The organism is Streptomyces sp. NPDC002701, from assembly GCF_042889045.1.
Lineage (GTDB): Bacteria > Actinomycetota > Actinomycetes > Streptomycetales > Streptomycetaceae > Streptomyces.
Genome location: NZ_JBIAQL010000001.1, coordinates 902,352 through 927,018 on the forward strand (window position 1 = coordinate 902,352; position 24,667 = coordinate 927,018).

Sequence of the window (24,667 nt, forward strand, 5' to 3'; positions counted from 1 at the left end):
CGTCTCGCGCCGGTACTTCTGAGCGGGGCGGCGCCCACCTGTTCGGTGTCAGGGAGCGGGCTCGCTGCCCGGCTCGCTGCCCGTCCTCGGAGCGCAGCCCAGCACATGCGCCTTCACCAGTTCCGCGATGAGCGGGTCCCGCCGCCGGAACGCCTCCACCAGGGCCTCGTGCTCCTCCGCGTACGACTGCTGGACCGTGCCCAGCCAGCGGATCGACAGGGCCGTGAAGACCTCGATGCCCAAGCCCTCCCAGGTGTGCAGCAGCACGGAGTTGCCGGCGGCGCGTACGAGTTCGCGGTGGAAGGCCACCGTGTGGCGGACCTGGCCCGTGCCGTCCGCCCTGCGGTCGGCCTCGTACAGGGCGAGGACGTGCGGCTCCAGGGCCGAGCAGTCCGCCGCGAGGCGCTCGGCGGCCAGCTCGGCCGCGATGGCCTCCAGGCCGGCCCGGACGGGGTAGCTCTCCTCCAGGTCCGCGGCGGTCAGGTTCCGTACGCGGACGCCCTTGTTCGGGGCCGACTCGATCAGCCGGAGGGACTCCAGCTCGCGCAGCGCCTCCCGTACGGGGGTCTGGCTGACCTCCAGCTCCGTGGCGATCCGGCGCTCCACGATCCGCTCGCCCGGTTTCCAGCGCCCGCTGACGATCCCCTCCACGATGTGCTCGCGGATCTGCTCGCGGAGCGAGTGGACGACGGGCGCGGTCATGAATGGCTCCTTCGTATTGACCTTTAGACAATAAGGCCGCGCGCTCCCTCCGGGGGTGGGCGGGGCGCGTCCAGGGGAGGGGCTTGACCTGGAGTGGCGGCTGCGGGCCGGTGGGGGCTTGTCGCGCAGTTCCCCGCGCCCCTAAAAGATTGCGCAGTTCCCCGCGTCCCTGAAGGGGCGCCCCTTCAGGGACGCGGGGAACTGCGCGAACGGCCCCCACCGGCCCGCGGACGACGACGTGACGGCCGGACAACGCAAAGGTGCCCCCGCCCGGCAAGCCGGGCAGGGGCACCTCTTCGTGCGGCGAGGCGGAGCCTACAGGCCGAGCTCGACCTCGAACTCGCCCGCCTCCAGGATCGCCTTGACCGCCGTCAGGTAACGGGCGGCGTCCGCGCCGTCCACCAGACGGTGGTCGTAGGAGAGCGTCAGGTACGTCATGTCGCGGACGCCGATGACCGTACCCTCCTCCGTCTCGATGACGGCCGGCCGCTTGACCGTGGCACCGATGCCCAGGATCGCGACCTGGTTCGGCGGCACGATGATCGTGTCGAAGAGCGCGCCGCGCGAGCCGGTGTTGGAGATGGTGAAGGTCGCGCCGGACAGCTCGTCCGGGGTGATCTTGTTCGCCCGGACCTTGCCCGCCAGCTCGGCGGTGGCCTTGGCGATACCGGCGATGTTGAGGTCGCCCGCGTGCTTGATGACCGGGGTCATCAGGCCCTTCTCGGAGTCCACCGCGATACCGATGTTCTCGGTGTCGAAGTAGGTGATCGTGCCCTCTTCGACGTTGATCCGGGCGTTGACGGCCGGGTGGGCCTTCAGCGCCTGGGCCGCCGCCTTCACGAAGAACGGCATCGGGGAGAGCTTGACGCCCTCGCGGGCCGCGAAGGAGTCCTTCGCCCTCCCGCGCAGCTTCATCAGCCGGGTGACGTCGACCTCGACGACCGAGGACAGCTGGGCCTGCTCGTGCAGGGCCTTCACCATGTTGTCGCCGATGACCTTGCGGATGCGGGGCATCTTCACGGTCTGGCCGCGGAGCGGGGAAGCCTCCAGGGCCGGTGCCTTCTTGGCGGTGCTCGGCGCGGCCGCGGCCGCGGCCGGAGCCGGGGCGGCGGCCTTCGCGGCCTCGGCGGCGGCGATGACGTCCTGCTTGCGGATACGGCCGCCGACGCCGGTGCCCTTGACGGTGGACAGGTCGACGCTGTTCTCGGCGGCGAGCTTGCGCACCAGCGGGGTCACGTACGCGCCGTCGTCACCGGAGGTCGCGGCGGGCGCCGGGGCAGCCGGTGCGGCCGGGGTGACGGGGGCGGGTGCCGGCGCGGCCGGGGCCGGCTCGGGTGCCGGGGTCCGCTGCTGCTGCGGGGCGGGAGCCGAGGGCGCCTGCGGAGCCGGAGCGGCGGGGGCCGGGGCGGGAGCCTCGGCCTTGGGGGCGGCCGGGGCCGGAGCCGGGGCAGCGGGGGCCGGAGCCTGCTCGGCCGGGGCCGGGGCCTCGGCCTTGGGGGTCGCCGGAGCCGCGCCGGGAGCGCCGATGACGGCCAGCTTGGCGCCGACCTCGGCGGTCTCGTCCTCGCCGACCACGATCTCCAGCAGCACGCCGGCGGCGGGCGACGGGATCTCGGTGTCGACCTTGTCCGTGGAGACCTCGAGCAGCGGCTCGTCCTCCGCGACCTCCTCGCCGACCTCCTTGAGCCACCGGGTGACGGTGCCCTCGGTGACCGACTCGCCCAGGGCCGGGAGCACCACGTCGGTGCCCTCGGCGCTGCCGCCGCCGGAGGCGGCCTCGGCGGTCGGGGCCGGCGCCGGAGCGTCGGTCTCGGTGGACGGGGTGGTCTGCGGGGCCGGCTCCGGAGCGGACTCCTCGGCGGGAGCCTGCGCGGGCTCGGGCTCGGCGGCCGGGGCGGACTCGGCGGAGGCGCCCGAGCCGTCGTCGATGACGGCCAGTTCGGCGCCGACCTCGACGGTCTCGTCCTCGGCGACCTTGATGGAGGCGAGCACACCGGCGGCAGGGGAGGGGATCTCGGTGTCGACCTTGTCGGTGGACACCTCGAGCAGCGGCTCGTCGGCCTCTACGCGCTCACCCTCGGCCTTCAGCCAGCGGGTGACGGTGCCCTCGGTGACGCTCTCGCCGAGCGCCGGAAGGGTTACGGAAACCGCCATGGTTTCGGTTGCTCCTTAGGAATTGCGGAAGTCTGGTCGTCGCGTCGTATGTGACCGAGGGTCGCTCAGTCGTGCGAGTGCAGCGGCTTGCCGGCGAGCGCGAGGTGGGCCTCGCCCATCGCCTCGTTCTGCGTCGGGTGGGCGTGGATGAGCTGCGCCACCTCGGCGGGCAGCGCCTCCCAGTTGTAGATCAGCTGGGCCTCGCCCACCTGCTCGCCCATGCGGTCGCCGACCATGTGGACGCCGACCACGGCACCGTCCTTGACCTGGACGAGCTTGATCTCGCCCGCGGTCTTGAGGATCTTGCTCTTGCCGTTGCCCGCGAGGTTGTACTTCAGAGCGACGACCTTGTCCGCACCGTAGATCTCCTTGGCCTTGGCCTCGGTGATGCCCACGGAGGCGACCTCGGGGTGGCAGTACGTCACCCGGGGCACGCCGTCGTAGTCGATCGGGACGGTCTTGAGACCGGCCAGACGCTCCGCCACCAGGATGCCCTCGGCGAAGCCGACGTGCGCGAGCTGAAGCGTCGGGACCAGGTCGCCCACGGCCGAGATGGTCGGCACGTTGGTGCGCATGTACTCGTCGACCAGGACGTAACCGCGGTCCAGCGCGACGCCCTGCTCCTCGTAGCCGAGACCGGCGGAGACCGGGCCGCGGCCGATGGCGACCAGCAGGATCTCGGCCTCGAAGGTCTTGCCGTCGGCGAGGGTCACGCGGACGCCGTCCTGCGTGTACTCGGCCTTCTCGAAGAACGTGCCCAGGTTGAACTTGATGCCGCGCTTGCGGAACGCGCGCTCCAGAAGCTTGGAGCTGTTCTCGTCCTCGACCGGGACGAGGTGCTTGAGGCCCTCGATCACCGTGACGTCGGTGCCGAAGGACTTCCACGCCGAGGCGAACTCGACGCCGATGACACCGCCGCCCAGCACGATCGCGGACTGCGGGACGCGGTCCAGCGTCAGCGCGTGGTCCGAGGAGATGATGCGGTTGCCGTCGATGTCCAGGCCCGGCAGCGACTTCGGCACGGAGCCGGTCGCGAGGAGCACGTGGCGGCCCTCGACGCGCCGGCCGCCGACGTCCACGGAGGTGGGGGACGACAGCCGGCCCTCACCCTCGATGTACGTCACCTTGCGCGAGGACACGAGGCCCTGCAGGCCCTTGTAGAGGCCGCTGATCACGTCGTCCTTGTACTTGTGGACGGCGGCGATGTCGATGCCCTCGAAGGTGGCCTTGACACCGAACTGCTCGCTCTCGCGTGCCTGGTCGGCGATCTCGCCGGCGTGCAGCAGGGCCTTGGTGGGGATGCAGCCGTTGTGCAGGCAGGTGCCGCCGAGCTTGTTCTTCTCGATCAGGGCGACGTCCAGGCCCAGCTGCGCTCCGCGCAGGGCCGCGGCGTAGCCGCCGCTACCACCGCCGAGGATCACTAGGTCGAAAACGGTGCTGGCGTCGTTCGCCACGTCACGTCCTCCATGCATGTGCGCCGGCGCCGGTCTCCAGTGACCGGGCGGCGGCTGGTGTCCGGCCGCTCTTTCTTCGGCCCTGGCGGGCCCTGTCCTGCCGAGAACCCATCTTCGCACTTGTCGCCGCAAGGCGGGACGCCGGGCTGCGCTGTGAGACGTCTGATCGATCACACGGCGTCCCCGCGCCCGAAAAGGGCGCCCCGCCAGGGGCGCTCCGTCAGGGGCGCGGGGAACTGCGCGACCAGCCACATGCGGCTCGCACCCGCCGCACGACGGGTGCGGGCTCGATCAGTGGGCGGGCGTCAGCCCAGATCGCCGGAGGCGGTCAGCTCGGCCAGCCGAACCAACGTACGCACGGCAGACCCCGTACCACCCTTCGGGGTGTAACCGAACGGCCCCTGCTCGTTGAAGGCGGGCCCGGCGATGTCGAGGTGCGCCCACGTGATGCCCTCGCCGACGAACTCCTTCAGGAACAGCCCGGCCACCAGGCCACCGCCGTACCGCTCACCCATGTTGGCGATGTCGGCCGTGGGGGAGTCCATCCCCTTCTTCAGGTGGTCCGGCAGCGGCATCGGCCAGGCGGGCTCGCCGACCTCCTCGGCGGCCTCGTGCACCGCGGAGCGGAACGCGTCGTCGTTCGCCATGATCCCGAACGTGCGGTTGCCGAGCGCCAGCATCATCGCGCCGGTCAGGGTCGCCACGTCGACGATCGCGTCGGGCGTCTCCTCGGACGCCTTGGCGAGTGCGTCGGCGAGGACGAGCCGGCCCTCGGCGTCGGTGTTGAGGACCTCGACGGTCTTGCCGCTGTACATGCGCAGCACGTCACCCGGCCGGGTGGCCGAGCCGGAGGGCATGTTCTCGGCGAGCGCGAGCCAGCCGGTCACGTTGACCTGGAGGCCGAGGCGGGCGGCGGCGACGACCGCGGCGAACACGGCGGCGGCGCCGCTCATGTCGCACTTCATCGTCTCGTTGTGCCCGGCGGGCTTGAGCGAGATGCCGCCCGAGTCGTAGGTGATGCCCTTGCCGACGAAGGCGAGGTGCTTCTTCGCCTTGGAGGACGTGTACGACAGCTTCACCAGCCGGGGCGCGGACGCGGAACCGGCGCCGACGCCGAGGATGCCGCCGTACCCGCCCTTGGCGAGGGCCTTCTCGTCGAGCACCTGCACCTTGATGCCGTGCTCCTTGGCCGCGGCCTGGGCGACGGCGGCGAAGGCTTCCGGGTTCAGGTCGTTCGGCGGGGTGTTGACGAGGTCGCGGGCTCGGTTCAGCTCCTCGGACACGGCCGTGGCGCGCTCGACCGCCGCCTTGAACGCCTTGTCGCGGGGCTTGCCGCCGAGCAGCGTGGCCTCGACGAGGGGGGCCTTGCCCTTCTTGTCGCCGCTGCCGTTCTTCGCGATCTCCTTGTACGCGTCGAAGGCGTACGCGCCGAGCAGCACGCCCTCGCCGACGGCGCCCGCGTCGGCGGCGTCCGTGACCGGCAGGGCGAACCCGGCCTTCTTGGTGCCCGCCAGCGCGCGGGCGGCCACGCCGGCCGCGCGGCGCAGGGTCTCCGCGGAGAAGGAGTCGTCCTTCTCGGGCAGGGCGCCGAGACCGACCGCGAGCACGAGCGGCGCCTTGAAGCCGGACGGCGCCGGCAGCTTCGTCACCTCACCCTCGCCGCCCGAGGCGCCGAGGGTCTCCAGAACGTCGGCGAGTTTGCCGTCGTACGCCTTGTCCACGGCCTCGGCGCCCGGCGCGACGACCAGGGCCCCGGACGTGGATCCGGGGACCTTGGCGACACCGACGACGATCGCGTCGACCCGGAGGCCGGGCGCCGCGGCGGTGCTGAGAGTGAGAGCAGTCACGGTGGTGAAATCTCGCTTCCATTGAGTTGCTGTGGCCGTCATGGGTGAGGTCGGCCCGGGCGTTCGGAGTCCCGGGCACGAGCCTACGCGCCGCCCTTGAAAAGCAGCCCCTCCGGGCCGCGACGGGCAGGGGCGGCGGCGGGCGGCGAACTCCCCCGCCGGGTTGGACCCCGGTCGGGCCCTGATCAGAGTCCCGGTCAGGGTCCCGGTCAAGGTACTGGTCAGGGTCCTAGGCGAGGAGGCAGAAGGCGACCAGGGCCACCGTCGCGGCGGTCTCTTCGAGGGCGCCGAAGACATCGCCCGTCACTCCGCCGAAGCGGCGCGTGCAGTGCCGCAGCAGGGCCTCGGCGGCGGCACAGGCGAGCAGGACGGCCAGCGCCGAACCGAGCGCGCCGTGGGCGCCGAGGGGGACGCCCGCGCCGGCTGCCACCACCACGACGCCGGCCGCCGTGAGGAGCGCGGCCCGGACGGGGACCGTGCCCGCGACCGCGGCGCCCAGGCCCTCGGGGCGGGCGGGCGGCACCCCCGCGCGGGCGGCCAGGGTGAGCGCGAGCCGTGCCGCCGCGGCCGACACGACGGCCGCGAGGGCGCCCCGGGTCCACGAGGTCCCGTACGCCTGGGCGAGCGCGGCCACCTGGGCGAGCAGGACGAACAGCAGGGTGATGACCCCGAACGGGCCGATGTCCGACTGCTTCATGATGCGCAGCGCGTCCTCGGCGGGTCTGCCGCTGCCGAGGCCGTCGGCGGTGTCGGCGAGGCCGTCGAGGTGGAGGCCGCGGGTGAGGACGGCGGGTACGGCGGCGGTCGCCACGGCCGCCAGGAGCGCGCCTGCCCCGCACACCAGCAGGAACAGGCCCGTCAGGGCCGCGAGGACGCCCACGGCCAGCCCGGCCACGGGCGCGCTCAGCATGCCGGCGCGCGCGGCGCCGCGGTCCCAGCGGTGCACCGTGACCGGGAGTGCGGTGAGTGTGCCGAAGGCGAAGCGGAGCCCGTCGGTCCAGGACGCCCCGGGGGCCCCGGGCGAGGGTGCGGAGGGAGGTGTGGGCGGGGGCGCGGGCGGGGGCGTGGACACCGGCGCAGGGTACCGGGGCGGCCCGCAGGACGCGTACGTCGGACGTGGATAAAGTGCGCACATGGGGCATTGGTGGACACGGAACATCATCGAGCCGGGGAAGCTGCCGCTGCTGCTGGCGCTCGCCTCCTTCGTCCTCACGTTCGTGATCACGCGGATCGTGGTCCGGCTCATCCGGGCGGGCAGGGGCCCGTTCGGCAACGTCAAGGCCGGCGGTCTCCACGTCCACCACGTCGTCCCCGGCGTCGTCCTCACCGTGATCGGCGGTTTCGGCGCGGTGGGCAGCGACCGGCACGGCTTCGGCTCCGCCGTGTTCGCGGTGGTGTTCGGGATCGGCGCGGGTCTGGTGCTCGACGAGTTCGCGCTGATCCTGCATCTGGACGACGTGTACTGGAGCGAGGAGGGGCGCAAGAGTGTCGAGGTCGTGGTGGTCACGGCGGCCCTGGTCGGTCTGATGCTCAGCGGCTTCCTGCCGTTCGGCGTCGACGACCTCTCCGACGACGAGCTCTACGACCGGGCGAGCGTGATCCTGAGCGTCGGCCTGAACTTCGGCCTCGCGCTGCTGGCGCTGAGCAAGGGCAAGGCGCGGATGGCGATCTTCGGGGTGATCGTCCCGCTCGTCGCCCTGGTCGGCGCGGTCCGGCTGGCGCGGCCCGCCTCGCCCTGGGCCCGGCGCGTCTACCGTCGGCGGCCGCGTGCCCGGGCGCGGGCGCAGTTGCGGGCCTACCGCCACGATCTGCGGTGGGCGGGGCCGCGCCGCCGGATCCAGGACCTGATCGGCGGCAAACCCACCCCTCAGTGACCCGCCCCCGCCGAGCGCCGTTCCCCGCGCCCCTGGGGGAGGGGCGATGTTGTGGGTGGAGTGCGGGCCGGCGGGGGCTGGCCGCGCAGTTCCCCGCGCCCCTGGGGGTGGGTGGGGGGTGGTGTTGCGGGTCGTGCGGGGCGGTGGGGGCTGGTCGCGCAGTTCCCCGCGCCCCTGGGGGTGGGTGGGGGTGATGTTGTGGGTTGAGTGCGGGCCGTCTCATGCTGAGCGCGCCGTTCCCCGCGCCCCTTGAGGACGGGGCTGCGCCCCTGTCCTCGGGAGCAGGGCGTAGCCCTGCTTTTAAGGGGCGCGGGGAACTGCGCGCTCAGCCCCCGCCGGCCCGCAGACGAATGGCCCGCACGCCAAGGTGCGCCGAGTCCGCTACTCGGCGTCCGGGGCCGAAGGGGCCGAGGGAGCCGAAGGATCCGCGGGAGACTCCGGCAGCTCCGCTGCCAGGGCCGCCGCCGCCTGGACCAAGGGCAACGCAAGCAGCGCCCCCGCCCCGCCCCCCACGGTCACCCCATGTGACAGCAGCGGCTCGAGCGCCATCCGGTCGAACGCCTTCGCCTGCGCCGGCTCCCCACTGCTCTGCCCCGCCAGCCACCAGTCCGGCGCCCGGAAGGCGACCCGCTGTCCGACCAGCGCACAGGCCGCCGAGACGACCCCGTCCAGAATCACCGGCATCTTGCGGACAGCGCTCTGCAGCAGGAATCCGGTGATCGCGGCGAGATCGGCCCCGCCCACCGTGGCGAGCAACTGCAACTGGTCCCCGAGAACGGGCCGGGCGCGACGCAGGGCGTCACGGATCGCCGCGCACTTGCGCATCCAGGCGAGGTCGTCGATGGCGAGCCCCCCGCGCCCGGTCACCACCGACGCGTCGGTCCCGCACAGCGCGGCGACCAGCACGGCCGCCGCCGTCGTCCCGCCGACACTCACGTCCCCGAGCACGACGAGGTCGGTCCCGGAGTCGGCCTCCTCGTCCGCGACGGCGACCCCGGCCCGGAAGGCGGCCTCGGCCTCCTCCGGTGACAGCGCGTCCTCCACGTCGATCTGCCCGGACCCGCGCCGCACCCGATGCCGTACGACCTCGTCCGGCAGCCCCTCGGGCTCGCAGTCGAGGGCCATGTCCACCACCCGCACCGGCACCCCGAGGCGCCGGGCCAGTACCGACACCGGGCTGGAGCCGTCCAGTACGGAGCGCACCAGTTCGTCGGCGCTCCCGGCGGGCCGCGCCGACACCCCGAGGCCGGCCACCCCGTGGTCGCCCGCGAACAGCACCACACGCGGACGCTCGATCGCCCGCACCGGCACGGCCGCCTGCGCCGCCGCCAGCCACTCACCGAGTTCGTCGAGACGCCCCAGCGCGCCGGGCGGCACGACCTGGCGCTCCCGGCGCGCCTCCGCGTCACGGCGTACGCCACCGTCCGGGCGCTCGATCAGATCGGTGAAGTCGTCGAGATTAAGCGAGCTCATTCGCCGAACAGTACCGGCAGTGATCCGCCCGGGATCCTGACGGGCGGTCAGTGCGTGGGGCGAGGTCTTTGCATCGAAGATCGCGATCCCATACGTTCCGGTTTGCAGTGGATTGTCATACCGGTTTGTATCAGCTGGTAACAGCTCATATCAGCCTCTACAGGGTTTTACCCAGTCGGACCGGCAGGAGCAGACAGACCATGCCCCCCACACCCGTCCAGCCCCAGCCCCAGCCCCCGTTCCAGCCCCGTCCCCAGCCCGTCACCCCAATCACACTTCCCGCCCGGCCGACCGTGGCCCAGCGCCGCGCCGTGTACCTGGGAGAGCTGGCCCAGGGCACCGACCGCTTCCACGAACCCCGCAGACCCGACTGCCCCTGGTGCGGCTCGGAGAGGCTGCGCACCCGCCTGCGCACCCCGGACCTGCTCCAGCACAAGCCCGGCACCTTCGTCGTCGACGAGTGCGAGGACTGTGCTCACGCCTTCCAGAACCCCCGCCTGACCACGGAGGGCCTCGCCTTCTACTACCGGGACTTCTACGAGAACCAGGACAGGAGCGAGGGCCGCGAGGAGCACACCGGCTTCGCCGAGCGGGCCCTGCGCTCGCACGCCGGGCGCCGGCGCCACGAGGCCGCGGCCCGCGCGATGCTCCCGTTCCCGGAGCCCGAGAGCTGGCTCGACGTCGGCACCGGCCACGGCCACTTCCCGGCGGCGGCCAAGGAGCTCTTCACGTACACGTCCTTCGACGGGCTCGACCCCACCTCACGCGTCGACCGGGCCCGGGCCGCGGGCCGGGTGGAGGAGGCACACCGCGGCCGGCTGCCCGACCTGGTCGGACGGCTGCGCGCCCGCTACGACGTGGTCAGCATGTTCCACCACCTGGAGCACAGCCCCGACCCGCGCGAGGAACTGCGCGCCGCGCTCGCCGTGCTGCGCCCCGGCGGGCACCTGCTCGTCGAAGTCCCGGACCCGGACTGCGCGTTCGGCGCGCTGCTCGGCAAGTGGTGGGTGTCCTACTGCCAGCCGCAGCACCTGCACCTCATGCCGCTGCGCAACCTGCTGGACGAACTCGACGAGCTGGGCTGCTCGGTCGTCTCCACCGACCGCCGCGAACCGCACATCCCCTACGACCTGACCGGCGCCCTGGCGCTGGCGATCGGCAGCCGGCTGCCCGGCGGGGACGAGCCCTGGCGCCCCGCCCCGCCGACCGACCTCCAGCGCACCCTGCGAACGGCCCTCACCCGGGCCACCACCCCGCTGCTCGCCTCCGCCTTCGTTCTGGACCACGCCCTGGCCCCGCTCCTGCGCCGCACCCGCTTCTCGAACGCGTACCGGATCATCGCCCGCAAGAACCCCCGGGAGCCGGCCGCCCACTGACCTCAGCCCTTGAGGGGGAGGGCCTGCCCCGCCACCACCAGCAGCACGTGTTCGCACTCGGTCGCGAACGCCGCGTTCAGCCGGCCCAGTTCGTCGCGGTAGCGGCGGCCCGACGGGGTGGCGGGGACGATGCCGGAGCCGACCTCGTTGGAGACGGCGACCACCGTGCGGCGGCACTCGCGGACAGCGGCGGTCAGCTCCTCGACGCGCGCCCGCAGCGCGCGCTCGCCGCCGCCCGCCCACTCGGCGTCGTCCCACGCGTTCGCGGAGTCCATCGCGTCCGTCAGCCACAGGGACAGGCAGTCGATGAGCACCGGCGGCCCGTCCTCCTTCAGGACGGGCACGAGGTCGCAGGTCTCGGCGGTACGCCAGGAGCCGGGGCGCCGCTCGCGGTGCGCGTGCACCCGGGCCGCCCACTCCCCGTCCCCGTTGCGCGTGCCGCCCGTCGCCACGTACAGCACGTCGGGGAAGGCTTCGAGCCGTCGCTCCGCCTCCACCGACTTGCCCGACCGGGCCCCGCCGAGCACCAGCGTCCGGCGCGGCACGTCGGGCACGTCCTCGTACACCCCGACGGTCGACGTCGTCCCGTCCGGCACCGCCCGCGCCCCCGCGGCCGCGAGCCGCCGCCGCAGCTCCCGGCCCGGCGGCACGTCGTGGTCCAGGTGCACCGCGATCACGTCGGTGGCGGGCCCCGCGGCTCCCACCAGTCGCAGCCGGGCCAGCGCGTCCGGCCGCCCCACGACATCGCCGACCACCATGTCGTACGTCGCGGTCGTCTCGTCCAGGCCCGCCGGAGCCCCGCCCGGCGGCAGGTAGAGCAGCCGCGTCCCGTCCGGGCCCGTGACCGCGTACCCGGTGCCCGGCGCGTCCAGCGCCAGCGCCCGCACCCGGTGCCCCGTCAGCAGCGTCAGCTCCTGGCCGTCCGGCACCCGCCCCGGCTGCGGCAGCCCCGCCGGCACCTCCACGGCGGGCCCGTCGTGCGGATGCGAGAGCAGCACCTGCCGCACCCCGCTCAGCGAACGCCCCGCCCGGGCCGCCGCGAAGACCGCGCCGGGCGTCAGGTCCAGCAACAGCGCCCCGTCCACCAACAGGGCGGTCGCCGCCCGCGCGGCCCCTCCGAGGGCCACCGCGCAGACGGCGCACGAACAATCGGGCCTGGGCAGCCCCAGGGGCCCGCCGGTACCAAGCAGAGTCACTTCCACGGAGCTGATTTTTCCGTGTCGGAGCGGCTCGTGCCCGCCAGGCGGTGCACAAGGGCACACCTCTTCGGCGGCGCGGAGCCGGGCGCTACCGGCCCGCGTCCACCCGTCACCGGCACCCCACAGTTCTCGACCTGCACTTTTGAACACCGGACAACCGGTGGAGCGCCTAGGCTGACGGCCAAGAGCCCGATCTTGCTCGGTACTTTTGGGAGGCTGACATGGCGGCATGGACGTGGCGGTTCGAGAAGGCCGACGGGACGGAGGTCCAGCCCGCGGTCCAGCCCGAGGAGTTCACCACCCAGGGCGACGCGGAGTCCTGGCTCGGCGAGCACTGGAAGGAGCTGGCCGAAGGGGGAGCGGACCAGGTCCGGATCTTCGAGGACGCCTCGGAGATCTACGGCCCGATGAGCCTGCACGCCGAGGCGTCCTAGGCACGCCGCGCACCCCGCACGAACGACGCCCCGAGAGGCCGCGGCCCCGAAGACCGCGGCCTCCGCAGGGGCGCGGGGACTCAGGGGCGCGGGGAACGGCGCAGTCTTTTGCTTTCAGGGGCGCGGGGAACGGCGCAACCACCCCACCCCGCACCACGGTCAGCCCCGCACACCGCACAGGTGAAGCAGCGCCGCCACCCGCCGGTACGGCTCCGTCCGCCCGGCCCGCTCCTCGGCGGCCAGCAGGACGTCCACGTCGTCCGGCACCGCCGCGTCGTCGGCGACCGTGTCCGTGAAGACCCGCACCCCGTACCAGGCGTGCAGCGGTGCCCCGATCCCGGCCAGCGTGCCGGTGAGCGTGTCGAGCCCGTCGGCCCGGACGTCGAGCCCCAGCCGGTTCGTGTACGCGCTGGTGTCGAAGGAGGCCAGCGCTCCCGCCCAGTCGCCGGCCAGCCCCGGCCGCATGGCCAGCGCGTCGGCGTTGCGCACCAGGAGCGACAGCAGCCCGCCGGGGGCCAGCATCCGGGCGAGGCCCGCGAGCAGCGCGTCCGGCTCCTCGACGTACATGAGTACGCCGTGGCACAGCACCACGTCGAAGCTGCCGGGAAGGAAGTGGACGCCGGTGTCCCGGCCGTCGCCCTCGACGATCCGCACCCGGCCGCGGATCCCCTCCGGCTCGGCGGCCAGGGCCTCACGCGCCACGGAGATCATCGTGGAGTCCTGCTCGATCCCGGTCACCTCATGCCCGGCCCGGGCCAGCCGCAGGGCCTGCGTGCCCTGGCCCATGCCCACGTCGAGCACCCGCAGCCGCTGCCCCACGGGGAACCGCCCGGCTATCTGCTCGTCGAGCTGCCGGGCCACCAGCTCCTGCCGTACGACATCACGCAGGCCGCCCAGCCCGTTCAGCCAGGCGTCCGCCGCGCCCCCCGGGAAAGCTGCCGCGCTCAGGGCCGCTCTCCGCGCTTGACCTGCGGCTTCGGCAGCCGGAGGCGACGCATCTGGAGGCTGCGCATCAGCGCGTAGGCGACGGCACCGCGCTTGGGCTCGTCCGGGAAGCGCGCGTTCAGCTGCTTCTTCAGACGGATCGCGATGCCGATCGAGTCGAGCACGATCAGCACGATCACGAAGAGCCACAGCAGCAGCGCCACGTTCTGCAGCTGCGCGATCCGGACCATGCTCAGTACGAGGATGACCACGGCGAGCGGCAGGAAGAACTCGGCGATGCAGAACCGCGAGTCGACGAAGTCCCGCGCCAGCTTGCGCACGGGGCCCTTGTCGCGGGCGGGCAGATAGCGCTCGTCGCCGCTCGCCAGTGCCTGGCGCTGCTTCTCCATGTGGGCACGGCGATCGTCACGCTGTCGCTTGGCCGCCTCCTTCCGCGACGTCGGCGTATTGGCCACGCTGCGGCGCTGGGACTGGGCCTCACTGCGCTTGGGCGTGGGCCGACCCTTGGGGGCCTGCGGGTCACGGGTCTGAGTGGAGTCGGTCACCGGCGCCTTGTCGGCGTGGGCCTTCTCATCCTTGGCACGGCTACGGAACACAAAACCCAAGGGTAAGGGGTACGGAGGCATGGACGTCCGCCGAGTGGGGAACGATCCGGCAACACCGGTCGTCTGTAGGGGGACAGAGAGGCCCGAACGGGGGTGGAGGTGTGCGGTTCCGGCGGCCGACCCCGGGACGAACCCTGGGAGACACCTACTCCTCACGCCGGAGCAAGATCGTCATCAGTCGTCCTTGGGGATGAGCGCATCCGTCCCCGAACAGTGCGGTAATGGAGGCAGGCCCCGTACTGTGGGTTCTGTTGTAGTCGCTGAGCTGGAGTCCGTCAGAAGGGGGCGCGCGAAGCCCATGAGCGGTGTCATGAAGCGTATGGGGATGATCTTCCGCGCGAAGGCGAACAAGGCCCTTGACCGGGCTGAGGACCCGCGCGAAACCCTCGACTACTCGTACCAGAAACAGCTGGAGCTGCTGCAGAAGGTGCGCCGCGGCGTCGCCGACGTGGCGACCTCCCGCAAGCGCCTGGAACTGCAGCTGAACCAACTGCAGGGCCAGTCCTCCAAGCTGGAGGACCAGGGCCGCAAGGCGCTCGCCCTCGGCCGGGAGGACCTGGCCCGTGAGGCGCTGTCCCGGCGGGCCGCCCTGCAGCAGCAGGTGACCGACCTGGAGACGCAGCACCAGACCCTGCAGGGCGAGGAGGAGAAGCTCACCCTCGCCGCCCAGCGGCTGCAGGCCAAGGTCGACGCCTTCCGCACCAAGAAGGAAACGATCAAGGCGACGTACACGGCCGCCCAGGCGCAGACCCGCATCGCCGAGTCCTTCTCCGGCATCTCGGAGGAGATGGGCGACGTCGGCATGGCCATCCAGCGGGCCGAGGACAAGACCGCGCAGCTCCAGGCGCGGGCCGGTGCCATCGACGAACTGCTCGCCTCCGGCGCCCTGGACGACCACTCCGGGCTCGCCAAGGACGACATCCAGAGCGAGCTGGACCGGCTGTCGGGCGGCACGGACGTGGAGCTCGAACTGCAGCGCATGAAGGCCGAGCTGGCCGGGGGCTCCTCGTCCTCCCAGCAGGCGATCGAGGGCGGTGCGGGTCAGACTCAGTCCCAGCAGAAGCCGCAGGACACCCCGCGCTTCGACAAGCAGTGACCGCGGGCGGTCCGTCCCACGCCGAGGAGGGCGTCATGATCGTACGGATCATGGGGGAGGGACAGGTGAGGCTGGACGACAGCCACCTCGCCGAACTGAACGAGCTGGACGACGAGCTCCTCGCGGAGACGAAGTCCGGCGACGAGGAGGGGTTCCGGCGGACGCTGGGAGCGCTGCTCGACGCGGTGCGGCGTCTCGGGACGCCGCACCCCGACGACTCGCTGGAACCATCGGAACTGATCCTCCCGTCCCCCGAAGCAACACTCACAGACGTCCGAAAAATGCTGAACGACACCGAAGGACTGATCCCCGGCTGAACTCTTCCTCCGCCCCCGACGCCGGACGGGTTGAAGGGCCGGGGCGGAGCCCCGCTTTTCAGGGGCGCGGGGAACGGCGCAGTCTTTTCAGGGGCGCGGGGAACGGCGCGACCAGCCCTCACGGACCCGCGGCCACATCCCCACCACCGCCCCGCCCCGCCAGGGGGCCGCACCCCGCCCCCGCCCCGCCCCCGGCTAGGGACCCGTACCGTAAACAGGTGTGAGCACACTGACGCGCACCCAGGACTGGCTCCGCTCCCACCCCCTGGTGGTCGACGGCGCCCTGGCCACGGCAGTCCTCGCGTGCATGATCATCGGCTCGTTCGCGGAGCCGAACGGCCGGCACGGCGGCACCGAATGGGGCACCCGCACCCCGGACGCCCTCAACCTCACGCTCATGCTGCTGGCCGTGACCGCCCTGGTCTTCCGCCGCAGCCACCCGCTGAGGGTCCTCGCCGCGACCGGTGCCCTGTCCGCCGTGGAGTTCGTGACCGGCGACCCCCGGGCCCCCGTCGCGATGTCCGCCGTCGTCGCCCTCTACACCGTCGCCTCCACGACCGACCGCCCCACCACCTGGCGCGTCGGCCTCCTCACCATGACGGTCCTGACCGGCATCGCCATGCTCGCGGGACCCCTGTCCTGGTACGCGCAGGAAAACCTCGGGATCTTCGCCTGGACGGGCATGGCCGCCGCCGCGGGCGACGCGGTCCGCAGCCGCCGTGCCTTCGTGCACGCCATAAGGGAGCGCGCCGACCGGGCCGAACGAACCCGCGAGGAGGAGGCCCGCCGGCGGGTCGCGGAGGAACGCCTGCGCATCGCCCGCGACCTGCACGACGTCGTCGCCCATCACATCGCCCTGGTCAACGTGCAGGCCGGAGTCGCCGCGCACGTCATGGACAAGCGCCCCGACCAGGCGAAAGAAGCCCTCGCCCACGTCCGCGAGGCCAGCCGCTCCGCGCTCAACGAACTCCGCGCCACGGTCGGCCTGCTGCGGCAGTCGGGCGACCCCGAGGCCCCGACCGAACCGGCGCCCGGCCTGCACCGCCTCGAAGAGCTCGTCGGCACCTTCCGCAGCGCGGGCCTGCCCGTCGAGGTGGCCCGCACCGACCAGGGCACGGCCCTTCCCGCCGCCGTCGACCTCGCCGCGTACCGCGTCATCCAGGAAGCCCTCACCAATGTCCGCAAGCACGCGGGTCAGGAGGCGAAGGCCGAGGTCAGCGTCGTACGCGTGGGACCGAACGTGGAGATCACCGTCCTGGACGACGGCCCCGGTGACGACGCGGCGGCCCGCCTGGAGGAGAACGGCGGCCACGGACTCCTCGGCATGCGCGAACGCGTCACCGCGCTCGGCGGCACCTGCACCGCCGCACCCCGCTACGGAGGCGGCTTCCGGGTCCATGCGATCCTGCCGGTCGAGAGCCGCACCGGAAGCCCGGTGTCAGCGGCCGCCGCCACGACCGCAGCCGCCGGGACGGCCGCCCACCCGGCGGCCACCTCCACCAGCGCGACCGCCGAGGGGAACCCCGCATGACCATCCGCGTCCTGCTCGCCGACGACCAGGCACTGCTGCGCAGCGCCTTCCGTGTCCTGGTCGACTCCGAGCCCGACATGGAGGTCGTCGGAGAGGCGTCGGACGGCGCGGAAGCGGTCCGGCTGGCCCGCGAGGAACGGGCCGACGTCGTCCTGATGGACATCCGGATGCCCGGCACCGACGGCCTGGCCGCGACCCGGCTGATCAGCGCCGACCCCGGCCTCGCGCACGTCCGCGTCGTCATGCTGACGACCTTCGAGGTCGACGAGTACGTGGTGCAGTCGCTGCGGGCGGGAGCCTCCGGCTTCCTGGGCAAGGGCTCCGAGCCGGACGAGCTGCTCAACGCCATCCGTGTCGCGGCCGGTGGCGACGCGCTGTTGTCGCCCGCCGCCACCAAGGGACTGATCGCGAAGTTCCTCGCCCAGGGCGACGGCGACGACGACCGGGACCCCGCGCGCGCCGAGCGCCTCGGAGCGCTCACCGTCCGCGAGCGCGAAGTCCTCGTCCAGGTCGCGGGCGGGCACTCCAACGACGAGATCGCCGAGCGGCTCGAGGTCAGCCCGCTCACCGTCAAGACACACGTCAACCGGGCCATGGCCAAGCTCGGAGCCCGCGACCGGGCCCAGCTCGTGGTCATCGCGTACGAATCCGGACTGGTACGCCCAAGGGTGGAGTGAGCTCCGCCCGTACGTACTGCGGTCGCGGTATGCGCCGTATAAGGAACGGGACCTGGGGGCGACGGGACCGGCCTCACCCATGGCTCAGAGTGATAGGCGAACGCTCACATGAGCCCATCGCGCCGCTCCCACCCCACGAGCCCCACCCCCTTCAGGCCCTCAGCCGTCAGCACCAGACAAGCAACAGAAGAGAGACCCGCCACCCATGTCCTGGCTGTCCCGCTTCAGCCTCGCCCAGCGTGCCCTCATCGGGCTGATGTCGATCATCGCGCTCGTCTTCGGGGCGATAGCGATCCCGCAACTCAAGCAGCAGCTGCTGCCCACCATCGAACTGCCCATGGTGTCGGTCCTGGCGCCGTACCAGGGCGCGTCCCCCGACGTGGTCGAGAAGCAGGTCGTCGAGCCCATCGAGGACAACCTCGAAGCGGTCGACGGGATCTCGGGCGTCACCTCCACGGCCAGTGAGGGCAACGCCCTGATCATGGCCTCCTTCGACTACGGCAACGACTCCGCGCAGATCGTGGCCGACGTCCAGCAGGCGGTGAACCGCGCCCGCGTCCAGCTCCCGGACGACGTGGACCCGCAGGTCGTCGCCGGTTCCACCGACGACATCCCGACCGTCGTCCTCGCCGTCACCTCGGACCGGGACCAGCAGGCCCTCTCGGACCAGCTGGACCGTACCGTCGTCCCCGCGCTCAAGGGCATCGACGGCGTCGGCCAGGTCACGGTCGACGGCGTCCAGGACCTGGAGGTCGCGGTCACGCCCGACGACGCGAAGCTCGCGAGGGCGGGGCTGACCACGGCCGCGCTCGGCCAGGCCCTCCAGGCGGGCGGCGCGACCGTCCCGGCCGGCTCCTTCGACGAGGACGGCAGCAACCGCACCGTCCAGGTCGGCGGCGGCTTCACCTCGCTGCGGCAGATCGAAAACCTGATGGTCACCGGCGAGGGCGGCAAGAAGCCCGTACGCCTCGCCACCGTCGCCACCGTCGAGGAGAAGCCCGCCAGGACGGAGTCCATCACCCGGACCGACGGCAGGCCGAGCCTCGCCGTCTCCGTCACCATGGACCACGACGGCAGCGCGGTCGCGGTCTCCGACGCGGTCCAGGACAAGCTGCCGGGCCTGCGCAAGGACCTCGGCTCCGGCGCCACCCTGACGGTCGTCAGCGACCAGGGACCCGCCGTCTCCAAGTCCATCGAGGGCCTGACCACCGAAGGCGCGCTCGGACTGCTCTTCGCGGTCGTCGTCATCCTCGTCTTCCTGGCGTCGGTCCGCTCGACGCTGGTCACCGCCGTCTCCATCCCGATGTCGGTCGTCCTCGCGCTGATCGTGCTGTGGGTGCGCGGTGAGTCCCTCAACATCCTGACGCTGGGCGCCCTCACCATCGCCATCGGCCGGGTCGTCGACGACTCGATCGTGGTCCTGGAGAACATCAAGCGGCACCTCGGCTACGGCGAGGAGCGCCAGGAGGCGATCCTCGCCGCCGTACGCGAGGTCGCGGGCGCGGTCACCTCCTCGACGCTCACCACCGTCGCCGTCTTCCTGCCCATCGGCCTGACCGGCGGCATGGTCGGTGAACTGTTCGGCTCGTTCTCCCTGACGGTCACGGCGGCCCTGCTGGCCTCGCTGCTCGTCTCGCTCACGGTCGTACCGGTGCTGTCCTACTGGTTCCTGCGCGCCCCCAAGGACGTGCGCGGGGCCGACCCGGAGGAGGCGCGCCGCAAGGCGGAGGAGAAGGAGGCGCGCAGCCGCCTCCAGCGCTTCTACGTGCCCGTGCTGCGCTTCGCCACCCGCCGCCGCCTCACCAGTGTGGCGATCGCGGTGGTGGTGCTCCTCGGCACGTTCGGCATGGCGCCCCTGCTGAAGACGAACTTCTTCGACCAGGGCGACCAGGAGGTCCTCACCGTCAAGCAGGAGCTGAAGCCCGGCACCAGCCTGGCCGCGACCGACGACCAGGCGAAGAAGGTCGAGCAGATGCTCGACGGCGTCAAAGGGGTCGAGGACTACCAGGTCACGATCGGCTCCTCCGGCTTCATGGCCGCCTTCGGGGGCGGCACCGACACCAACCAGGCTTCGTACACCGTCAAGGTGTCCGACTCGGCCTCCTTCGACGACGTCCAGGACCGCATCGAGGAAGGGCTCGGAAAGCTCTCCGGCATCGGTACGACGACGGTCGCGGCCGGTGACGGCTTCGGCAGCCAGGACCTGAGCGTCGTGGTGAAGTCCGCCGACGCGGACGTACTGCGCGAGGCGGCGGAGAAGGTTCGGGACGAGGTCGCCGAACTCGACGACGTCACCGACGTCACCAGCGACCTCGCCCAGTCCGTGCCGCGGATCTCGGTCAGGGCGAACGACCGGGCGGCGGCGGCCGGATTCGACGACACCACCCTCGGCGCGGCCGTCGGCCAGGCGGTGCGCGGCACCACCAGCGGCAAGGCCATCCTGGACAACACCGAGCGGGACGTCGTCATCAAGTCGGCGAAGCCGGCGAAGACGCTGTCCGAGCTGCGGAACCTCAGCCTCGGCGCGGTGAAGCTCGGTGACATCGCGACGGTGAAGCTGGTCGACGGTCCGGTGTCGATGACCCGCATCGACGGTCAGCGAGCCGCCACCATCACGGCGAAGCCGACCGGCGACAACACCGGCGCGGTCAGCAACGAGCTCACGACGAAGCTCGACAAGCTGAAGCTGCCGGCCGGTGCCACGGCCTCCATCGGCGGTGTGTCCGAGGACCAGGACGACGCGTTCGCGTCCCTCGGCCTGGCGATGCTCGCGGCGATCGCGATCGTGTTCATGCTGCTGGTGGCGACCTTCCGGTCGCTGATCCAGCCGCTGATCCTGCTCGTCTCGATCCCGTTCGCGGCGACGGGCGCGATCGGTCTGCTGGTGATCACGGGCACCCCGATGGGTGTCCCGTCGATGATCGGCATGCTGATGCTCATCGGCATCGTCGTGACCAACGCGATCGTGCTGATCGACCTGATCAACCAGTACCGCAGGCAGGGCTACGGCGTCGTCGAGGCCGTGCTGGAGGGCGGCAGGCACCGCCTTCGTCCGATCCTCATGACGGCCCTGGCGACGATCTTCGCCCTGCTGCCGATGGCCCTGGGCATCACCGGCGAGGGCGGCTTCATCGCCCAGCCGCTCGCGGTGGTCGTGATCGGCGGCCTGATCTCGTCGACGCTGCTCACGCTGCTGCTCGTACCGACGCTGTACGCGATGGTCGAGCTCCGCAAGGAGCGGCGCGCGCAGAAGAAGTCCGCGAAGCGGGAGGCTGCCGCCGAGCGGGAGCCCGTGGGGGTGTAGGCCCACGGATCGCGCAGTTCCCCGCGCCCCTTTTCAGGGGCGCGGGGAACTGCGCAATTTTTCTTGCTCTACGGCAGCGCCAGCATCCGCTCGAGCGCCAGCTTGGCGAACTGCTCGGTCTCCCGGTCCACCTCGATGCGGTTGACCAGGTTGCCCTCGGCCAGGGACTCCAGGGTCCAGACCAGGTGCGGCAGGTCGATGCGGTTCATCGTCGAGCAGAAACAGACCGTCTTGTCGAGGAAGACGATCTCCTTGCCCTCGGGGGCGAACCGGTTCGCCAGGCGGCGGACCAGGTTCAGCTCCGTGCCGATGGCCCACTTGGAGCCCGCCGGGGCCGCCTCCAGCGCCTTGATGATGTACTCCGTCGAGCCCACGTAGTCGGCCGCGGCCACGACCTCGTGCCGGCACTCGGGGTGCACGAGCACGTTCACGCCGGGTATGCGGGCGCGTACGTCGTCCACCGACTCCAGCGAGAAGCGGCCGTGCACCGAGCAGTGCCCGCGCCACAGGATCATCTTCGCGTCCCGCAGCTGCTCGGCGGTCAGCCCGCCGTTCGGCTTGTGCGGGTTGTAGAGGACGCAGTCGTCGAGCGACAGGCCCATGTCCCGCACGGCGGTGTTGCGGCCCAGGTGCTGGTCGGGGAGGAACAGCACCTTCTCGCCCTGCTCGAACGCCCAGTTCAGCGCCTTCTCGGCATTGGACGAGGTGCAGATCGTGCCGCCGTGCTTCCCGGTGAACGCCTTGATGTCCGCGGACGAGTTCATGTACGACACGGGCACGACCTGTTCGGCCACCCCCGCCTCGGTCAGCACGTCCCAGCACTCGGCGACCTGCTCGGCGGTGGCCATGTCGGCCATCGAGCACCCGGCGGCCAGGTCCGGCAGGACCACCTTCTGGTCGTCGGAGGTCAGGATGTCCGCCGACTCGGCCATGAAGTGGACACCGCAGAACACGATGTACTCGGCCTCGGGCCGCGCCGCCGCGTCCCTGGCCAGCTTGAAGGAGTCGCCCGTGACGTCCGCGAACTGGATGACCTCGTCGCGCTGGTAGTGGTGGCCGAGCACGAAGACCTTGTCGCCGAGCTTCTCCTTGGCCGCGCGGGCCCGCTCCACCAGGTCCGGGTCGGACGGCGAGGGCAGGTCACCTGGACACTCGACGCCGCGCTCGCTCCGCGGGTCGGCCTCGCGGCCGAGCAGCAGCAGGGCGAGGGGCGTCGGTTGTACGTCGAGCTCCTGGATCTGGGCGGTGGTCACGACACGCACCCTTTCTGTTCTGCGGCTCACTTGGACCGTCCGTCTGGCGCGGTCAAGCAGGACACGCCTTTTCGTCGAAATGACGTTATCTATCATAACCGCTTCACGTCATGTTGACGATGCCCATAACGTCGATGTGACGTGAATCCCGAAAGGGTCCACGTCCCGGTCCCGTGGGGGTGCCGCGGGGTTGTCCACAGGTCGTTTTCCGCTCGCGACCGGGTGTGCGAGCATGAAGAGAGAAGCCGAAGACTTGACGCACGGCGCGGAATGAATCCGCGGCCCCGCCGGTTGGAACCGTCGGCAAGCAGTCTCCGTACAACCCGGGAGAGAAGCAGATGTCCGTATCGGACGAGACCACCACCGTGAGCGACGGCATCCTCCTGTCGGACGCCGCCGCGGCCAAGGTCAAGGGCCTGCTCGAACAGGAGGGCCGTGACGACCTGGCGCTGCGCGTCGCCGTTCAGCCCGGCGGCTGCTCCGGCCTGCGGTACCAGCTCTTCTTCGACGAGCGTTCCCTCGACGGCGATGTCGTCAAGGAGTTCGGTGACGTGAAGGTCGTGACCGACCGCATGAGCGCTCCGTACCTGGGCGGCGCCTCCATCGACTTCGTGGACACCATCGAGAAGCAGGGCTTCACGATCGACAACCCGAACGCGACGGGCTCCTGCGCCTGCGGTGACTCGTTCAGCTAGTCCCGAGCCGCATCCCGAGCGACGCAGAAAGGCGGCGCCCCCTCCAACGGGGCGCCGCCTTCCGCGTTCCCGCGTCGTCCGTGGTACCGCGGCGGACGCGTCCCCGGGCGGCGGGGGCGGTTGCCGGTGGGCGGCCGGCGTCAGCCGGTCGGGTTCGGCAGGTCCTTTTCCGCCGGTACGGCGTCTCCGTCGGAGTCGACCACCTCGCGGTCCCCGAGCGGCTTGCCGAGGTCGACCTTCTCGTGGAAGACCTTGGCGATCAGGATGCAGGGCTGGTCCGACCGCCAGGTCTCGGTCACCCGGACCGTCACCGTGTCGCCGGCCGCGTCCGCCGACGCCGCGTACTCGCTGCACACCCCGCCGGTGAAGCGGACGGTCAGTTCCTTGCCGTCCACGCTGTAGCCGTCGACCCGGACCTCGCGGGTGTCGGGCGCCCCGCTCGCGCCGCCACCGCCGGGCTCGCTCGTCCGCGGACTCGGCCGGGCCGTCGGGTCCTCGCCGGGGTCCCCGCTCGCGCCGGCGCCCGGCGGCTGCGGACCGGCCAGGTACTCGGGGTCCACCGCGGGATGGGTCACCGTGAAGCCGGCGCCCGCCCCCGCGGGCCGTACCTCGAAGAGCCAGGACGGCACCAGTGCCTGCCGGCCGTCCACGAAGTGCGCGGCCAGCCCGAACACGGCGTCCTCGACGACGACCGGATCGGGCTTCGGCGCCGCGCTCGACGGCTCGCAGACCGCCGCGCTCCCGTCCTTGCCGCCGGCCTTCCCGCCGGTGTCCAGGGGTGCCGGGCTCGCACAGCCGCCGATGCCCACCCGCCCGTCGCCGGTCCCGGGTCCGTTCAGCAGGCCGAGCGTCTTCTCGGCGCTGATCACGGGGTACGTGTCCCCCTTCACCGGCGCCTTCAACTGGCCGCTGCCGCCCACCACCCGGCCGTCCGGGCCGATGTGGACGCCGGTCGTCCAGCCGTACGTGGGCAGCCCGCCGACCTCCGGCTCCGCGTTCACCACGCGCACCGCGTTCATGAGCTGGCTCGCGTCGAGCTTCGCGTCGTCCTGGCCGACCGCCTTCAGGACCGGCGCCGCGGCCTTCTTCGCGGCGGCCGCGCTCACCGGGTCCACCGCGGCGCCCCGGGCGCTCTCGCTCACGCCCGCGCCGCGGTTCGCGCAGGTGGTGGTGCCCTTGCAGTTGTCGGTGCCGGGCGCGAAGCGGCTGAACGTCCAGGCGCCGGGCGCCTGCCTGCTCACCCGCAGACCGGAACCGAACCCGTCCTTCGTGGCGCCGACCTGCCAGGCGTCACCCTCCGCCTTCGGGGTGCCCTCCACGTCCAGTGCCCTGGCGAGCCGCGCCACCTCCGCCGCGGTGACCGCGCCCTTCGCCCGGTAGACGGGCGCGGAGGAGGGGCCGTCGGGCAGCTCGCCCTCGGCGCGGTAGACCGCGCCGTTCGGGTCGGGCTCGCCGGGAGCCACCCCACTCGTGCCGGAGCCGCTCGTACCGCTCGGTGCGGAGCCGTCGAGGGCGAGGGGCGGAGGAGTCCCGTCGCCGCCCGGCGTGCCGGAACCGTTCCCGCCTCCGGAGCCGCCGGACGCGGTGGCGGCGAAGTACGCCCCGCCGCCACCGACGAGGAGCACCGCTGCCGCCACCGAGGCGACGACCACCGGCGAACGCCCTCGGCGCGGCCGGTCCTCGTCGGCGGTCCCCGCCGCGTCGTTGTCGGGTCGCTCGGTGTCCACCGCA

Annotated in this window: 20 protein-coding genes; 9 read left to right on the plus strand and 11 right to left on the minus strand. The window is 72.2% G+C overall.

Annotated elements, in window-relative coordinates; translation table 11 throughout:
- Nucleotides 1-48: 48 nt before the first annotated feature.
- The 5 genes from ACFYXC_RS03835 to ACFYXC_RS03855 all read right to left on the minus strand — a co-directional run bounded on the left by ACFYXC_RS03835 (nt 49) and on the right by ACFYXC_RS03855 (nt 7,229).
- Nucleotides 49-702 (minus strand): GntR family transcriptional regulator, encoded by a 654-nt coding sequence (locus tag ACFYXC_RS03835; RefSeq protein ID WP_388925053.1) that lies wholly within the window; start codon nt 700-702, stop codon nt 49-51.
- A 315-nt stretch (nt 703-1,017) separates the two neighbouring features.
- Nucleotides 1,018-2,856 carry a 2-oxoglutarate dehydrogenase, E2 component, dihydrolipoamide succinyltransferase gene (gene sucB / locus ACFYXC_RS03840; protein WP_389546468.1) on the minus strand — a complete coding sequence of 613 codons (1,839 nt, stop codon included), beginning with the start codon at nt 2,854-2,856 and terminating at the stop codon, nt 1,018-1,020.
- Nucleotides 2,857-2,921: 65 nt separating this feature from the next.
- Complete coding sequence (gene lpdA, locus ACFYXC_RS03845) at nt 2,922-4,310, minus strand: dihydrolipoyl dehydrogenase (RefSeq protein ID WP_388925059.1); 1,389 nt, start codon at nt 4,308-4,310, stop codon at nt 2,922-2,924.
- A 305-nt stretch (nt 4,311-4,615) separates the two neighbouring features.
- Nucleotides 4,616-6,157, minus strand: a complete 1,542-nt coding sequence (locus ACFYXC_RS03850) for a leucyl aminopeptidase (protein ID WP_389546473.1) — start codon at nt 6,155-6,157, stop codon at nt 4,616-4,618.
- 229 nt (nt 6,158-6,386) lie between these two features.
- On the minus strand, nt 6,387-7,229 hold the full coding sequence (locus tag ACFYXC_RS03855) for an adenosylcobinamide-GDP ribazoletransferase (protein ID WP_389546475.1): 843 nt from the start codon (nt 7,227-7,229) through the stop codon (nt 6,387-6,389).
- A 61-nt stretch (nt 7,230-7,290) separates the two neighbouring features.
- Between ACFYXC_RS03855 and ACFYXC_RS03860 the strand changes: the two genes are divergently transcribed.
- Nucleotides 7,291-8,031: a hypothetical protein gene (locus ACFYXC_RS03860; RefSeq protein ID WP_389546478.1), complete on the plus strand. Its 741-nt coding sequence runs from the start codon at nt 7,291-7,293 to the stop codon at nt 8,029-8,031.
- A gap of 381 nt (nt 8,032-8,412) precedes the next feature.
- Here ACFYXC_RS03860 and cobT read toward each other — a convergent pair whose 3' ends face one another.
- Nucleotides 8,413-9,504: a nicotinate-nucleotide--dimethylbenzimidazole phosphoribosyltransferase gene (gene cobT, locus ACFYXC_RS03865; RefSeq protein WP_389546481.1), complete on the minus strand. Its 1,092-nt coding sequence runs from the start codon at nt 9,502-9,504 to the stop codon at nt 8,413-8,415.
- 200 nt (nt 9,505-9,704) lie between these two features.
- Here cobT and ACFYXC_RS03870 point away from each other — a divergent pair, with 200 nt between their 5' ends.
- Nucleotides 9,705-10,880: a class I SAM-dependent methyltransferase gene (locus tag ACFYXC_RS03870; protein WP_389546484.1), complete on the plus strand. Its 1,176-nt coding sequence runs from the start codon at nt 9,705-9,707 to the stop codon at nt 10,878-10,880.
- 2 nt (nt 10,881-10,882) lie between these two features.
- Here ACFYXC_RS03870 and ACFYXC_RS03875 read toward each other — a convergent pair whose 3' ends face one another.
- Nucleotides 10,883-12,082 (minus strand): bifunctional adenosylcobinamide kinase/adenosylcobinamide-phosphate guanylyltransferase, encoded by a 1,200-nt coding sequence (locus ACFYXC_RS03875; protein ID WP_388925077.1) that lies wholly within the window; start codon nt 12,080-12,082, stop codon nt 10,883-10,885.
- A gap of 218 nt (nt 12,083-12,300) precedes the next feature.
- Between ACFYXC_RS03875 and ACFYXC_RS03880 the strand changes: the two genes are divergently transcribed.
- A complete protein-coding gene (locus tag ACFYXC_RS03880; protein WP_388925080.1) occupies nt 12,301-12,513 on the plus strand; it encodes a hypothetical protein in 213 nt (70 codons plus the stop codon).
- Nucleotides 12,514-12,672: 159 nt separating this feature from the next.
- On the opposite strand, the gene ACFYXC_RS03885 is transcribed toward ACFYXC_RS03880, so the two are convergent.
- Together ACFYXC_RS03885 and ACFYXC_RS03890 are read right to left on the minus strand one after the other, a co-directional pair.
- Complete coding sequence (locus tag ACFYXC_RS03885; RefSeq protein WP_388925083.1) at nt 12,673-13,374, minus strand: class I SAM-dependent methyltransferase; 702 nt, start codon at nt 13,372-13,374, stop codon at nt 12,673-12,675.
- Nucleotides 13,375-13,457: 83 nt separating this feature from the next.
- Nucleotides 13,458-14,084: a DUF3043 domain-containing protein gene (locus ACFYXC_RS03890; protein ID WP_388925086.1), complete on the minus strand. Its 627-nt coding sequence runs from the start codon at nt 14,082-14,084 to the stop codon at nt 13,458-13,460.
- A 277-nt stretch (nt 14,085-14,361) separates the two neighbouring features.
- Here ACFYXC_RS03890 and ACFYXC_RS03895 point away from each other — a divergent pair, with 277 nt between their 5' ends.
- The 5 genes from ACFYXC_RS03895 to ACFYXC_RS03915 all read left to right on the plus strand — a co-directional run bounded on the left by ACFYXC_RS03895 (nt 14,362) and on the right by ACFYXC_RS03915 (nt 20,988).
- Nucleotides 14,362-15,159 (plus strand): PspA/IM30 family protein, encoded by a 798-nt coding sequence (locus tag ACFYXC_RS03895; protein ID WP_388925089.1) that lies wholly within the window; start codon nt 14,362-14,364, stop codon nt 15,157-15,159.
- Between the two features lie 35 nt (nt 15,160-15,194).
- Nucleotides 15,195-15,476, plus strand: coding sequence for a hypothetical protein (locus ACFYXC_RS03900; protein WP_389546488.1), 282 nt, complete (start codon nt 15,195-15,197; stop codon nt 15,474-15,476).
- A 220-nt stretch (nt 15,477-15,696) separates the two neighbouring features.
- Complete coding sequence (locus ACFYXC_RS03905; RefSeq protein WP_388925095.1) at nt 15,697-17,007, plus strand: sensor histidine kinase; 1,311 nt, start codon at nt 15,697-15,699, stop codon at nt 17,005-17,007.
- A complete protein-coding gene (locus ACFYXC_RS03910) occupies nt 17,004-17,684 on the plus strand; it encodes a response regulator (protein ID WP_388925098.1) in 681 nt (226 codons plus the stop codon). Before ACFYXC_RS03905 ends, ACFYXC_RS03910 begins: the two co-directional genes overlap by 4 nt.
- Before the next feature lie 205 nt (nt 17,685-17,889).
- Nucleotides 17,890-20,988 carry an efflux RND transporter permease subunit gene (locus ACFYXC_RS03915; protein WP_389546492.1) on the plus strand — a complete coding sequence of 1,033 codons (3,099 nt, stop codon included), beginning with the start codon at nt 17,890-17,892 and terminating at the stop codon, nt 20,986-20,988.
- A 68-nt stretch (nt 20,989-21,056) separates the two neighbouring features.
- On the opposite strand, the gene nadA is transcribed toward ACFYXC_RS03915, so the two are convergent.
- A complete protein-coding gene (nadA, locus tag ACFYXC_RS03920) occupies nt 21,057-22,241 on the minus strand; it encodes a quinolinate synthase NadA (protein ID WP_388925104.1) in 1,185 nt (394 codons plus the stop codon).
- A gap of 338 nt (nt 22,242-22,579) precedes the next feature.
- Here nadA and ACFYXC_RS03925 point away from each other — a divergent pair, with 338 nt between their 5' ends.
- Complete coding sequence (locus ACFYXC_RS03925; RefSeq protein ID WP_388925107.1) at nt 22,580-22,936, plus strand: HesB/IscA family protein; 357 nt, start codon at nt 22,580-22,582, stop codon at nt 22,934-22,936.
- Between the two features lie 140 nt (nt 22,937-23,076).
- Here ACFYXC_RS03925 and ACFYXC_RS03930 read toward each other — a convergent pair whose 3' ends face one another.
- Nucleotides 23,077-24,663: a hypothetical protein gene (locus ACFYXC_RS03930; RefSeq protein WP_389546496.1), complete on the minus strand. Its 1,587-nt coding sequence runs from the start codon at nt 24,661-24,663 to the stop codon at nt 23,077-23,079.
- Nucleotides 24,664-24,667 lie beyond the last annotated feature (4 nt).